Origin of the sequence: Ornithinimicrobium jinqii (assembly GCF_045032595.1) — a bacterium.
Classification (GTDB): Bacteria; Actinomycetota; Actinomycetes; order Actinomycetales; family Dermatophilaceae; genus Ornithinicoccus.
The window spans coordinates 25,361-38,085 of record NZ_JBJFZS010000015.1 but is presented as its reverse complement, the minus strand read 5'-3'; the positions used below and the strand labels follow the sequence as shown (position 1 = coordinate 38,085).

At 72.9% G+C, this 12,725-nt stretch carries 15 protein-coding genes and 2 tRNA genes; 5 read left to right on the top strand and 12 right to left on the bottom strand.

Going from position 1 to position 12,725, the window contains the following annotated elements; all coding sequences use genetic code 11:
* Positions 1-5: 5 nt before the first annotated feature.
* Both ACI3ET_RS06450 and ACI3ET_RS06445 read right to left on the bottom strand, forming a co-directional pair.
* Positions 6-1,007 carry an NAD(P)H-dependent glycerol-3-phosphate dehydrogenase gene (locus ACI3ET_RS06450; protein WP_405032162.1) on the bottom strand — a complete coding sequence of 334 codons (1,002 nt, stop codon included), beginning with the start codon at positions 1,005-1,007 and terminating at the stop codon, positions 6-8.
* On the bottom strand, positions 1,004-1,741 hold the full coding sequence (locus tag ACI3ET_RS06445; RefSeq protein ID WP_405032161.1) for a lysophospholipid acyltransferase family protein: 738 nt from the start codon (positions 1,739-1,741) through the stop codon (positions 1,004-1,006). Before ACI3ET_RS06445 ends, ACI3ET_RS06450 begins: the two co-directional genes overlap by 4 nt.
* Before the next feature lie 45 nt (positions 1,742-1,786).
* On the opposite strand from ACI3ET_RS06445, the gene cofC reads away from it, so the two are divergent.
* Both cofC and ACI3ET_RS06435 read left to right on the top strand, forming a co-directional pair.
* Complete coding sequence (cofC, locus tag ACI3ET_RS06440) at positions 1,787-2,479, top strand: 2-phospho-L-lactate guanylyltransferase (protein WP_405032160.1); 693 nt, start codon at positions 1,787-1,789, stop codon at positions 2,477-2,479.
* 10 nt (positions 2,480-2,489) lie between these two features.
* Positions 2,490-2,723, top strand: coding sequence for a hypothetical protein (locus ACI3ET_RS06435; protein WP_405032159.1), 234 nt, complete (start codon positions 2,490-2,492; stop codon positions 2,721-2,723).
* 10 nt (positions 2,724-2,733) lie between these two features.
* Here the strand turns inward: ACI3ET_RS06435 and ACI3ET_RS06430 are convergent, their stop codons facing one another.
* From ACI3ET_RS06430 to clpS, 7 genes are all read right to left on the bottom strand, one after another.
* Positions 2,734-3,531: an HU family DNA-binding protein gene (locus ACI3ET_RS06430; RefSeq protein WP_405032158.1), complete on the bottom strand. Its 798-nt coding sequence runs from the start codon at positions 3,529-3,531 to the stop codon at positions 2,734-2,736.
* A 241-nt stretch (positions 3,532-3,772) separates the two neighbouring features.
* A tRNA-Glu gene (locus ACI3ET_RS06425) sits at positions 3,773-3,845 on the bottom strand.
* Positions 3,846-3,927: 82 nt separating this feature from the next.
* Positions 3,928-3,999 (bottom strand) — tRNA-Gln (locus ACI3ET_RS06420).
* A gap of 47 nt (positions 4,000-4,046) precedes the next feature.
* On the bottom strand, positions 4,047-4,853 hold the full coding sequence (locus ACI3ET_RS06415; protein WP_405032157.1) for an HAD family hydrolase: 807 nt from the start codon (positions 4,851-4,853) through the stop codon (positions 4,047-4,049).
* 4 nt (positions 4,854-4,857) lie between these two features.
* Positions 4,858-6,411: a glutamate--tRNA ligase gene (gene gltX, locus ACI3ET_RS06410; RefSeq protein ID WP_405032156.1), complete on the bottom strand. Its 1,554-nt coding sequence runs from the start codon at positions 6,409-6,411 to the stop codon at positions 4,858-4,860.
* Between the two features lie 68 nt (positions 6,412-6,479).
* Positions 6,480-7,064 (bottom strand): DUF2017 family protein, encoded by a 585-nt coding sequence (locus ACI3ET_RS06405; RefSeq protein WP_405032155.1) that lies wholly within the window; start codon positions 7,062-7,064, stop codon positions 6,480-6,482.
* Positions 7,065-7,067: 3 nt separating this feature from the next.
* The gene (gene clpS / locus ACI3ET_RS06400; protein WP_405032228.1) at positions 7,068-7,322 is read right to left on the bottom strand and encodes an ATP-dependent Clp protease adapter ClpS; all 255 of its coding nucleotides are present in this window, start codon (positions 7,320-7,322) and stop codon (positions 7,068-7,070) included.
* 138 nt (positions 7,323-7,460) lie between these two features.
* Here clpS and ACI3ET_RS06395 point away from each other — a divergent pair, with 138 nt between their 5' ends.
* Complete coding sequence (locus ACI3ET_RS06395; RefSeq protein ID WP_405032154.1) at positions 7,461-8,762, top strand: nicotinate phosphoribosyltransferase; 1,302 nt, start codon at positions 7,461-7,463, stop codon at positions 8,760-8,762.
* Positions 8,763-8,766: 4 nt separating this feature from the next.
* Complete coding sequence (locus ACI3ET_RS06390) at positions 8,767-9,339, top strand: isochorismatase family protein (RefSeq protein WP_405032152.1); 573 nt, start codon at positions 8,767-8,769, stop codon at positions 9,337-9,339.
* Positions 9,340-9,385: 46 nt separating this feature from the next.
* Here ACI3ET_RS06390 and ACI3ET_RS06385 read toward each other — a convergent pair whose 3' ends face one another.
* Together ACI3ET_RS06385 and ACI3ET_RS06380 are read right to left on the bottom strand one after the other, a co-directional pair.
* Positions 9,386-9,562 (bottom strand): hypothetical protein, encoded by a 177-nt coding sequence (locus ACI3ET_RS06385; protein ID WP_405032151.1) that lies wholly within the window; start codon positions 9,560-9,562, stop codon positions 9,386-9,388.
* Positions 9,563-9,612: 50 nt separating this feature from the next.
* A complete protein-coding gene (locus ACI3ET_RS06380; protein ID WP_405032227.1) occupies positions 9,613-11,025 on the bottom strand; it encodes a rhodanese-like domain-containing protein in 1,413 nt (470 codons plus the stop codon).
* A gap of 101 nt (positions 11,026-11,126) precedes the next feature.
* Here ACI3ET_RS06380 and ACI3ET_RS06375 point away from each other — a divergent pair, with 101 nt between their 5' ends.
* On the top strand, positions 11,127-11,393 hold the full coding sequence (locus tag ACI3ET_RS06375) for a metal-sensitive transcriptional regulator (RefSeq protein WP_405032150.1): 267 nt from the start codon (positions 11,127-11,129) through the stop codon (positions 11,391-11,393).
* Positions 11,394-11,426: 33 nt separating this feature from the next.
* Here the strand turns inward: ACI3ET_RS06375 and ACI3ET_RS06370 are convergent, their stop codons facing one another.
* On the bottom strand, positions 11,427-12,722 hold the full coding sequence (locus tag ACI3ET_RS06370; protein ID WP_405032149.1) for a homogentisate 1,2-dioxygenase: 1,296 nt from the start codon (positions 12,720-12,722) through the stop codon (positions 11,427-11,429).
* Positions 12,723-12,725: the final 3 nt, after the last annotated feature.

Here is a 12,725-nt window from a genome sequence, read left to right as displayed (position 1 = left end):
TCCGGTCAGCCGCGCTCGTGCTTGCGGGCGCGGGACATCATCGCCACGGTCAGCTGCTCGGGTGTCACGCTGCCGTCGATGACGGCGGTCACGCCCTGCGAGATCGGCATGTCGACGCCGGCCCGGGACGCGAGCTCGACCACGGCGCGGCAGGACTTGACGCCCTCTGCGGTCTGGTGGGGCAGGGCCATCAGCTCGGCGATGTGCTGCCCCTGCCCCAGCGCGACGCCGACGCGGTGGTTGCGGGACAGCGGTGACATGCAGGTGGCGATGAGGTCGCCCACGCCGGCCAGCCCCATGAGCGTGGCGGGGTCGGCCCCCAGCGCCTGCCCGAGGCGGGCGATCTCGGCCAGGCCTCGCGTGATGAGCGAGGACTTGGTGTTGTCGCCGTAGCCGAGTCCCTCGGCCATCCCGACCGCGAGCGCGATGACGTTCTTGACGGTGCCGCCCAGCTCGGCGCCGATGACGTCGGTCTGGGTGTAGGGGCGGAAGTAGGGGGTGGCCACCATCGCGGCCACCCGCTCGGCCGCGTCGAAGTCGGTGCCGGCGACGACGGTCGCGGCCGGCTGCCGCGCGGCGATCTCCTTGCTGAGGTTGGGCCCCGAGACGACGACGACACGCTCCCCCGAGATGCCGGACGCCTCGATGACCTCGCTCATCCGCAGGCCGGTCCCCAGCTCGATGCCCTTCATCAGCGACACCACCAGGGCACCCGGCGGTATGACGTCACCCCAGTCCGCGAGGTTGGCACGCAGGCTCTGGGACGGGACGGCCAGCACGACGAGGTCCGCGTCCCGCGCTGCTGCCCGGGGGTCGGTGGTGGCCGTGACCACCGACGAGAGCTCGGTGCCGGGCAGGTAGTCGGGGTTGCGATGTTCCCGCGCGATGGCCGACACGACCTCCTCGCGACGCGCCCAGACCGTCACGGAGGTGGCGCCGGCGTCGGCGAGGATCTGGGCGAAGGCGGTGCCCCAGCTGCCCGCCCCGAAGACGGCGGCGCGCGTCATCGTCCCTCCTCGCGACGCGCCCGGGCCGGGTCGAAGGGCACCGCGGGCGGTGTCTCCCCCCGCAGCTCGGCGACCAGCGAGGTGATCGCGGCCATCACCCGTTCGGTGGCCTCGACGTGCGCGCGAGGGTCGTCGGCGCGGTCGTAGAGGTCGGAGAGGTCCACCGGCGGTCCGGCCCTGACCTGCTGGACGGGGCGGCGGAGCAGGTTGCCCGGCCGGCGCGCGTAGCGCCCCAGGATCTGGAGGGCCCCCCACTGCCCGATGGGGACGACGGGGGCGCGGCTGGTCAGGGCGAGCCGCCCGACACCGGGACGCGCCTTCATCGGCCAGTGGTCCGGGTCCCTGGTGAGGGTCCCCTCGGGCATGATCCCGATGCACTTGCCCTCCTCCAGCGCCTCGCGCGCGGCGACGAGGGCGTCGCCCGCCCGGGTCGTCTGGCGGTGGACCGGGACCTGCCCCAGGTGGCGCAGCGCCGGCCCCAGCGCGGGCACCTCGAAGAGCGTGGACTTGGCCAGGAAGAACGGCGGCCGCCCCTGGTCCACCAGGAAGTGGGCGACGGTGAAGGGGTCCACCTCGGAGTAGTGGTTGCTCGCCGCGATGAAGCCGCCCGTCCGGGGGACGTTCTCCGCACCCGACCAGGACCGCCGGGTGATGCCGATGAGAAGCGGTCGGACCGTGCCGATCACCGCGTGGTAGGACCAGGGGATCGGCTGTCGGGGGGGCTGGGGCTTCACGGGGTCATCTTGTCATCCGGGGGGTGTCGTGGCGAGGATGCCCGGGTGACCTCCGAGACGTGCCCGCCCACCGCCCCCGCCGGGATGCTCGCCGACCGGCCCGTGCGCTGGCGCCTCGTGATCCCGGTCAAGCATGCGGACACGGCGAAGAGCCGGCTGGACCCACCGGCCCCCCTGGAGCGCCCGGAGCTGGCCCGCGCGGTGGCCCTCGACACCCTCGAGGCAGCCTGCGCCGCCCTGCCGCCGCACCAGGTCACCGTGGTCACCTCCGACCCGGTGACCACGGCTGCGGCGCTCGCGCTGGGAGCCAGGGTCGTCGCGGACCCCGGTCGTGGCCTGGACGCCGCGGTCGCCGCGGGCTGGGCGGGCCGCTGCGCGGACGCGGCGCGGACCGACAGGGCCGACGGGGCGGTCGGGGGCTGGGCGGCGCTCCTGGGCGACCTGCCGTCCCTGCGCGCCACGGACCTGGTGCGCGCATTGACGGCGTGCGCGGCACACCCGGCGGCGGTGGTGCCGGACGCCGCCGGGACCGGCACCGTCCTGCTCACCTCGACCGTCGGCCCCCCCACCCCGAGGTTCGGTCCCGGCTCGGCCGCCCGGCACGCCGAGGCCGCCGTGCTGCTGGCGCTGACGCTGCCCCGGCTGCGGCGGGACGTCGACGTGGCCGCCGAGCTCGAGGAGGCCGTCCGGCTCGGCGTCGGTCGGCACACGACGCTGGCCCTGGAGCTCCGGGCCTAGAGTGGCGCCCATGCAGGCGAGCGTGCACAGCTTCGACCACACCACCGGCACCGGCAGCGTGCTGCTGGACACCGGCCGGCTGCTGCCGTTCGACGAGCCGGTGTTCGCCGGCAGCGGCCTGCGGCACCTCAGGCTGGGTCAGCGGGTGTCGGTCGAGGTCGAGCCCGAGGACCCGGAGACGGACGGTGCCCACCTCGCGCGGCTGTGGATCGTCGGCGTCGGCGAGGGCCAACCCATCGACTGAGCCCCGCGCCCTACTTCTTCTTCTTGCCCTTGCCCTTCTTGGCCTTACCCGGGGCGGCCTCGGGGTCCTTGTCCTTGGCCTTCTTCTTCGCCTTCTTCTCCTTGGCCGCGATCTCGTCGTTCTTCACCTGGGCCAGCTGGGCCTTCTTGGCCGAGATCATCCCGGCGGTGATCTCCTCGCCGCTGGTCATCGGACGTCGCCGGGGAGAGGGCGCGGCGGGGCGCGCCTGCTCCCCGCTGGCGTTCTCGGCCGGTGGTCTGGGGGCCCTCACCGTGTCGGGCGTGCCGCTGGTGCGCGTGCGACGGCCCGGCTTCGTCGGGTCGTCCGCGGCGGCGGGCCGCGCTTCCTTCGCACGCTTGGCGGGCACCGGGTCCTTCGTGGTGGCGGCGTCCCCGGCGCTGCGGCGGATGCTCGCCCTGCCGGCACCCTGGGCGGGCGCTCGGGACCCCCGGGGGGCGTCCGGCTCGGTGGTGGCGACCAGCTCGCCGGTGCTGCCGACGCGGACTCCCGCCAGACCCTCCTCGGGCAGCGTCGAGGGGTCCGCCACGACGTCCTTGAAGTAGGCGCCCGGGCGGAAGCGGGGCAGGCTGGTCGCTGCGATCGGCACGGGGGCGCCGGTCCGCGGGTTGCGCCCCGTCCGGGCTGCGCGGTCCACGCGCTCGAAGGTGCCGAAGCCCGTGATCCCCACGGCACCACCGGCAGCCACCTCCCGCAGCACCACGTCGACGAGGGACTCCACCGCGAGCGCGGCGACGGCCCGCCCTCCCACACGCGTGGCGAGTGCCTCGATCAGGTCGGCCTTGTTCACCGGAACTCCTTCATGACTGCCGGGTGCTCCACGGTCGGTGCTCCGCCGTGCTGACGAGTCACGCTACGCCCGTGTGGGTCCCGGTGTCGATGCCAGGACCGACTGGTCGGCGAGGACACCCTGTGCGCGACAGCACGATCGGGCGTCCGTTCCCCTGACGACCGCGCCCCTCGGTGGAGCCCGGGGCCGGGCATGACGAAGGCCCCCACCGATCACGGTGGGGGCCTCACGACCTACGGCGTAGCCCCGACGGGATTCGAACCCGCGCTACCGCCTTGAGAGGGCGGCGTGCTAGGCCACTACACAACGGGGCCGTAGTTGCGGCGCGATTGCGCCGAGGGGAAACGTTACCCGAACGGGCGGTTTCCTGCGAAATCGACCGAAGCCGACCCTGCGCTGGGGTACCAGGACTCGAACCTAGACTAACTGAACCAGAATCAGTCGTGCTGCCAATTACACCATACCCCAAGGGGTGTTCCCGCCCGTTCTCACGTGCGGTGGACCGAGGCGATACCTTACCGTGCGGCGGCGCCCGACCCAAATCCGACCGACGGTCCCGACCCCTGCGTCGTCGCCGCGGCGAGCACCTCCTCGAGGCCCGCCAGCGGGGCCAGGCCCCGCCCTCGGGCCACCGTCAGCTCGCCGGGGTCGTGCGGATAGCCGGGGCGGCGGAGCCAGGCTGCACCGAGCCCGGCGTCCAGCGCCGCGAGGGGGTCCACGTCCAGCTCGTCGCCGACGTGCAGGACTGCGGACGCGTCCTCGTCGAGAAGGGCGCAGGCGTGGTGGAACACCGCTGGCGCCGGCTTGCCGACGCCGAGGGTGTCCTTGGTGACGACCCCCGCGGTGAGCTCTGACACGTGCGCCGCCAGCCCGGTGATCCGCAGCTTGCGCTCGGTGTAGGGCCGTGAGGAGTTCGTGAGCAGCGCGACCGGCCACCCGCGGTCACGGCAGGCGACCAGGGTGGTCAGCACGTCGTCGAAGACGGTGAGGTGCTGGGCCATCCCCTGCTCGAACAGCGTGTTCCAGAGGGAGGCGTCGTCCGGTCCGGCCTTGACTCCCAGCCACCCGGCGACGTCCGCGACCCGACGGGCGCGCATCGTCGGGAAGTCGCACGCCCCACGGGTGTAGGCCCGGAAGTGCCCGTCCGGGTCCGCACGGAACCGGTGACCGGCCGCGGCCAGTCGTGCGGGGTCGGCGCCCGGCCAGATCGCCTGTGCGGCAGCCGCACCTGCCGCCACCATCGCGGCCCGCGTGCCGATCAGGGTGTCGTCGACGTCCAGCAGCACCCCGCGCACACCGGCTCCCGGCAGGACGACCCCCACCGTCTCAGACCTCGGCGCGCAGCCGACGCAGGCGCACGAGGGTCTCGTGCTTGCCGAGGATCTCCATCGACTCGAAGAGGGGCGGGCTGATCCGCTGTCCGGAGACCGCTGTGCGCAGCGGCCCGAACGCGAACCGCGGCTTGAGCCCCATACCGTCGACGAGCGCCTCGCGCAGCACAGCCTCGATCCGCTCGGTGGTCCACTCCACCCCCCCGCCCAGGGGCTGGGGGAGCGCGCCCGACAGCGTGTCGAGGGCCGCGACAGCGGCGTCGAGGACGGCCCCGGCATCGCCCTTGAGCTGCGCGCGGGCGTCGTCGGCGATCTCGAGGGCATCCCCGCGGACGTAGAACGGGGCGATGAGCGGGACCGCCTCGGACAAGGTCTGGACCCGTGTCTGCACGAGCTCGGCGACCGCCATGAGCCGCGCAAGCTCCCCCATGCCGGACTGGGGGCCCAGGACCCCCGCGTCGCGCAGCACCGGCAGCAGCCGGCCGGCGAAGTCCTCGAGCGGCAGCAGCCGGATGTGGTCGGCGTTGATCGCCTCGGCCTTCTTCTGGTCCCAGCGGGCGGGGCTGGGGTTGACCGCGTGCAGGTCGAAGGCCGCGACCAGCTCGTCGGGGGTGAACAGGTCCCGGTCCGCCCCGATCGCCCAGCCGAGGAGCGCCAGGTAGTTGACCATGCCCTCGCGCACGAACCCCTTGTCGCGGTGCAGGAAGAGGCTGGACTCCGGGTCTCGCTTGGACAGCTTCTTGCTCCCCTCCCCCAGCACGAGCGGCAGGTGCCCGAAGGTCGGCACCCGCTCGGCGACACCGATCTCGACCAGCGCCCGGTGCAGGACGAGCTGCCGGGGCGTCGAGGAGAGCAGGTCCTCACCGCGCACGACGTGCGTGATCCGCATCATCGCGTCGTCGACCGGGTTGACCAGCGTGTAGAGCGGCTGGCCGTTGCCGCGCACCACCACGAAGTCGGGGACCGAACCCGCGGGGAAGGTCACCTCGCCGCGCACCATGTCGGTGAAGGTGAGGTCCTCGTCGGGCATCCGCAGGCGCAGCACCGCCTCGCGTCCCTCGACCCGGTATGCCGCACGCTGCTCCGGCGTGAGGTCACGGTCCGCGTTGTCGTAGCCCAGCTTGGGGTCGCGACCGGCAGCGCGGTGGCGTGCCTCGACCTCCTCCGGCGTCGAGAACGACTCGTAGGCGACGCCCGCCTCCAGCAGCCGTAGGGCCACGTCCTGGTAGATCTCCCCCCGCTCGCTCTGCCGGTAGGGGCCGTAGGGACCGCCCACCCCGGGGCCCTCGTCGAAGTCCAGGCCCAGCCAGTCCAGCATCTCCACGATCTGGTCCATCGACTCCTGCGAGTCGCGCGCGGCGTCGGTGTCCTCGATCCGGAAGACCAGGGTGCCGCCCTGGTTGCGGGCGTAGGCCCAGTTGAACAGGGCGGTGCGCGCGAGTCCGACGTGGGGCGTGCCGGTGGGGCTGGGGCAGAAGCGGAGGCGCACCTCGGCGCCGGACGCCTCGGTGGCCTCGGACGCGGAGGCGGGGGCAGCGTGAGTCGTCATGATGGTGCACAGACTACTGGCCGGGCATGCCGTGCCCGTGGCGTGCGGAGGTGGGGCGGTGGCACCCCTCAGCGGGCGAGCAGTGCGGCGGTCACCGACTCCTGCACCCAGGAGAGGAAGTCGTAGTAAGCCATCTTCTGCGCCGTCGCGGGGTCCAGCTCGATGTCCCCGACCAGCGCCTGCTCCAGCTGGGCGTGGAGCCGCTCGGAGTCCTCGTCGGTGCGCAGGCCCAGCCGCTCCCCCAGGATGAGCCGGGCATCGGTGAGTGCCATGGTCAGCGCCCTGGCCTGGTCGAGGTCCAGGTCCAGCCTGGGCGGGTCGGCGGCCTCGAGGGCCGCCACCGCGGTGCTGATCGTCGCCGCCTTGCGCGAGCGGAGGCCGTGCTCGGTGAGCCGGCGGAACTCGGTGGCCTGCTCGGCGTCGTCGCGCGAGGCAGGGGGCAGCAGGCGGGCGAGCGCGGGGTCGCTGGGCTCCTCGGGGTCGACCTCGTCGCCGAGGCCGGCCACCAGGTCGAGGAAGGGGTCGCCCGTGTCCGGACGCTCAGGCGCCACGAAGTCACGGGTCAGCCGCAGGACGTGCGCGACCAGACCGAGCTCCTCGGCGTCGAAGCGGGCCACGACGCGCTGGCCACGACGACGGAACGCGGTCGCCACGGCTCAGTCGTCCTTCTGGAAGGTGGCCCAGAGTCCGTAGCCGTGCATGGCCTCGGTGTCGGCCTCCATCTTCTCCCGGCTGCCCGTCGACACGACAGCCCGGCCCTTGGTGTGGACGTCCATCATCAGCGCCTCGGCGCGCGCCCTCGGGTAGCCGAAGTGCGACTGGAGGACCCAGGTGACGTAGTCCATCAGGTTGACGGGGTCGTTCCACACCAGCGTCACCCAGGGCGTGTCCGCCTCCGGCCGGTCGAGCACCGCGACGCTGCTCTGCCGCCGCCGCGTCGGCTGCGGACCGGCGGGCGGACCGGGTGGCTGCGGCGGGTCGATGGGCACTCCCCCACTGTAGGCGGCTCGGCGGGTGTGGCCCGAGCCCGTGGTGGCTAGGCTGACGGGGTGAACCCGAGCACCGCCCTGCTGACGGACCACTACGAGCTGACGATGGTCCAGGCGGCTCTCGCCAGCGGCCACGCGGACCGTCGCTGCGTCTTCGAGACCTTCGCCCGACGGCTTCCCGACGGGCGGCGCTACGGTGTGGTGGCCGGCACGGGGCGCGCCCTGGAAGCGTTGCGGGACTTCCGGTTCGGTGAGGACGAGCTGGCCTTCCTGCGCGAACGGAGGGTGGTCGACGACCGTACCCTCGACTGGCTGGCGGGCTACCGGTTCAGCGGGGACATCTGGGGGTATGCCGAGGGCGAGGTGTACTTCCCGGGCTCGCCCCTGATGGTGGTCGAGTCCACCTTCGCGGAGGGGGTCGTCCTCGAGACCCTCATCCTGTCGGTGCTCAACCACGACTCGGCGGTCGCCTCCGCCGCGTCCCGGATGACGGCCGCGGCGGGCCGGAGGCCGTGCATCGAGATGGGGTCGCGGCGCACCCACGAGGACTCGGCGGTGGCTGCCGCGCGCGCCGCATACCTCGCCGGTTTCGCCTCCACCTCCAACCTGGAGGCCGGGCGCCGGCACGGGATCCCGACGGCAGGCACCGCCGCCCACTCCTACACGCTGCTCCACCAGGACGAGCGCGAGGCGTTCGCCAACCAGCTGGCCAGCCTGGGTCTGCGCACGACGCTGCTCGTCGACACCTACGACGTGGCCGCGGCGGTCGAGGTCGCGGTCGAGCTCGCGGGCCCGGAGCTGGGGGCCGTCCGGCTGGACTCCGGCGACCTGGTCTCCCAGGCGCACGACGTGCGGGCCCAGCTGGACGCCCTCGGCGCGACGGAGACGCGCATCGTGGTGACCTCCGACCTGGAGGAGCACGCGATCGCGGCGCTGCAGGCTGCGCCGGTCGACGCCTACGGCGTGGGCACGCAGGTCGTGACGGGGTCGGGGCACCCCGCCGCGGGCATGGTCTACAAGCTGGTGAGCCGCGAGAACCCGGCCGGGGTCATGGAGGGGGTCGCCAAGGCGAGCAAGGACAAGTCGTCGGTCGGCGGGCGCAAGTACGCCCTGCGCCGGCGCGACGCCGAGGGTGAGGCGCAGGCGGAGCTGATCGGCATCAACACGACGCCGGACGACGACGGCGACGACCGGCCGCTCCTGGTGCCGCTGGTGCGGGGCGGCGAGGTCGTGGCGGCGACCGACGTGGAGACCGCCCGTGCCCACCACGTCCTGGCGCGGGCCGAGCTGCCGCAGCGGGCGCTGCGGCTCTCCCACGGCGAACCCGCGATCCCGACGACCTACCTCGACGACTGGAGCTGAGGACATGAGCAGTGCGCTGATCGTCGTGGACGTGCAGAACGACTTCTGCGAGGGCGGGTCGCTCGCCGTGGCGGGCGGGACGGCCGTCGCGGTCGGGGTCGGCGAGCACCTGCGGTCGCACGGGCAGGAGTATGCCGCGGTCGTCGCCACCGCGGACTGGCACGTGGACCCGGGCGACCACTGGTCGGACGAGCCGGACTTCCGGAGCAGCTGGCCGGTGCACTGCCGCGCCGGTGATGACGGCGCGAAGTTCCACGCCGAGCTCGGCCCGGCCCTCGAGCACGTCCAGGCGGTCTTCCGCAAGGGTGAGCACGCCGCGGCCTACAGCGGCTTCGAGGGCACGACGCTGGTGCACGGCCGGACCGTGGGTCTGGCCGAGTGGCTCCGAGAACGCGCGATCGACGACGTCGTGGTCGTCGGGATCGCCACCGACCACTGCGTGCGCGCGACCGCCCTCGACGCCGTGCGCGAGGGCTTCGGCACCACCGTGCTGCTCGACCTGTGCGCCGGGGTGGCGCAGCAGACGACCGACGCCGCGCTGGAGGAGCTCCGCGAGGCGTCGGTCGTCGTGGCCTGACGACCCGCACACGCCGGGTGGCGGGCGGGTCAGCGGGGCCGGTGGCTCAGCGGCCGAAGATGCGACCGAAGATGGAGCCGCTGGAGGCGGCGGCCTTCTCCGCGTCGCTGTGGCCCTGGCAACGGTTGCTGCGCGGGACGCCGGACATCACCTGGTCGACGTGCTGGCCGCAGCCGGCCCAGGTGGTCTTGGTGCAGATGTTGCAGTTGACGGGACGGCACATAGGGGTACTCCTCGGGTGGGGTTGGGTGTGGTGTTCGGTCGTGCGGGCGGTCAGTCGGGGCCGACGACGGGCAGACCCGCCGAGCCGGCCTTCTCGAAGTCGTCGTCGATCGCGACCACGAGCGCACCCGAGGCCGCGATGACGGAGGCGGCGATCGAGGAGCGGTAGCCGCTGGCGCAGTGCACCCAGATCTCCCCTTCCGGGAGATCCTGGACACGGTTGAGCAGCTCGTGGATCGGGATGTTGGTCGAGCCCTCGATGTGCGACTCGGCGTGCTCGGCGGCGCGACGCACGTCGAGGACCGCGACGTGCCGGTGGTGACGGACCTGGGCGAGGTCACCGAAGTCGGCGCTCTCGAACCGGCCCAGCGGACCGTCGGTCCACTCCTCGGGCGTCCCCGTGGCCGCACCCTCCAGCCGGTCGATGCCGATGCGGACCAGCTCGCGCTGCGCCTCGGCGACCTGTTCCGGGCTCTCCCCGAGGAGGGTGAGCGGCGTGCCCCAGGGGATGAGCCACCCGAGGTAGGTGGAGAACTGGCCGTCGATGCCGAAGTTGAGCGTGCCGAGGACGTGGCCGTCGGCGAAGGCCGTCCGGTTGCGCAGGTCCACGACCCACTCGCCGTCGGCGATGCGGCGCGCCAGCACGTCCTTGTCGGCCGGCTCCGGCGCGGACAGGTCGGGCGCCGACGGTCCGGAGCTGTTGGCGGGCCCCATGTGGGCGTAGTAGGCGGGGAAGGCCTCGAGGCCGGCCAGGGTGTCGGCCACCCAGCGCTCCTCGTCCTGGGTCAGGGCCGGGTTCTGCCGACGCTCCTGACCGATCGTCGAGGCGGTCGCGTCCTCGGACGTGGACCCCGCGGAGCAGAAGGACCCGAAGCCGTGGGTGGGCAGCACGCGGGTCTGCTCCGGCAGCTCGGCGAGCCGGCGGGCCGACGCGTACTGGTGGTGCACCAGCGCGTGGGTGTGGTCCCGACCCAGCAGGTCGGGCCGTCCGGTGGCGCCGAAGAGCAGCGAGCCGCCCGTGAAGACGCCGACCGGCTCCCCCTCGGAGACCAGGGAGTAGGACAGGTGGGTGTAGGTGTGACCCGGGGTGGCGATCGCCCGGACGGTCATCAGCGGCGACACGACGATCTCGTCACCGTCCCGGGTGGGGACCCGCTCGAAGGCCACGGCGTCCTCGGCGTTGACGTGGTAGGCCGCGCCGGTCGCCTCGCTCAGGGCGAGGCCACCCGTGACGTAGTCGTTGTGGATGTGCGTCTCGAAGACGTGGGTGATGCGCACGCCGGCCTGCTCGGCGAGCGCCAGCACACGGTCGATGTCCCGCTGGGGGTCGACCACGAGGGCCACCTCACCGTCGTGCACGACGTAGCTACGGTCACCCAGCGACGGGGTCTCGAGGATCTTGACGGTCACCGCGCCGGCGGTGTCCACGGTCTGGGGCTCGGCGTCCGAGGGGGTCAAGGGCAGCGTCCTTTCGGCTGTCGGGGCGAGAACATCATACCCCACGGGGTATCTGAGGACCAGCGTAGCAGACCCGCGACATACCCCCCGTGGTATAGCATGGGCCCATGGTCACTCTCAACCCCGCCGACATGACGTCCGTCGTCAACAGGCTCAAGCGCGCACAGGGTCAGCTCGGCGGCGTCATCCGCCTCCTCGAGGAGGGCCGCGAGTGCACCGACGTCGTCAACCAGCTGGCGGCCGTGAACCGGGCGCTGGACCGCGCCGGCTTCGCGATCGTGGCCTCCGGGCTGCGCGAGTGCATGGACAACCCCGAGGGCCTGAGCACCGAGGACCAGGCCACGATGGAGAAGCTCTTCCTCACCCTGGCCTGAGCACCAGGTGGCCCTCGTGGCCACCGGCGCCCGTCAGCTGGTCGAGAACACCTCGTCCGCGCCACCCTGCTGCTCCAGTCCCTTGCTCCACGACTGCGCGTAGACGCCGTCGTCCACGGCCCGGCCGGCCTCGCCCAGCTCGAGCGGTCGGAAGGTGTCGACCATGACGGCCGTCTCGTCGAAGTAGTCCACCCCGATCGAGCGTTCCGTCGCACCCGGCTGCGGCCCGTGGGCATGCCCGCCGGGGTGCACCGAGATCGAGCCCCTGGCGATGCCCGATCCCTTGCGCGCCTCGTAGTCGCCGTCGACGTAGAACATGATCTCGTCCGAGTCCACGTTGGAGTGGTAGTAGGGCACCGGGATCGCCAGCGGGTGGTAGTCCACCTTGCGCGGCACGAAGTTGCAGACGACGAAGTTGGCGCCCTCGAACACCTGGTGGACGGGCGGCGGCTGGTGCACCCGACCGGTGATCGGCTCGTAGTCGGAGATGGCGAAGGCGTAGGGGTAGAGGCAGCCGTCCCAGCCGACCACGTCGAAGGGGTGGAAGGGGTAGGTGTAGATCGTCCCCACCATCCCGCCGCTCGAGCGCTCCCCCGTGCCGCGGTGCTTGACGTAGACCTCCGCGCTCTCCTCGCGGTCGGCGCCCACGTCCTCCGCGAGCACCGGCCCCCGCGGTCCGCGCAGGTCGCGCTCGCAGTAGGGCGCGTGCTCGAGCAGCTGCCCGAACGTGCTGAGGTAGCGCCGCGGCGGCCCGACGTGGCTGTTCGCCTCGATGACGTAGGCGCGCAGCGGCTCGACGAAACCCTCCTCCCCCGCCACCCGCGGGACCCAGCGGTGCGTCGTGGCCCGGGGCACGACGAGGTAGTCGCCCTCCGCGACCTCGAACGTCCCGAACACCGTCTCCACCCGCGCCCCGCCCCGCTCGACGTAGACGCACTCGTCACCGATGCCGTTGCGGTAGAACGGGCTCGGGGTGTCCGCCACCACGTAGAGCAGCCGGACGTCGGCGTTGCCGAGGACCAGCCGGCGCCCCGTCACCACGTCGACCCCCCGCTGCAGCCCGCCCTCGGCCGCTTCGTCGACGAAGAGGTCGTGCAGCCGCAGGTGACGGGGAAGCAGGGGGTGGTTGGCCACGGTGGACATGTCGCCCAGGTCCCAGACGCGGGCGTCGGCGATGGCCGAGGGGATGTTGCGGTGGTAGAGCAGCGAGGAGTCCGAGGAGAAGCCCTCCTCCCCCATCAGCTCCTCGTAGTAGAGGTTGCCGTGCCCGTCGCGATGCTGGGTGTGCCGCTTCGGCGGGACGTGGCCGACGCTGCGGTAGTGAGCCATGGG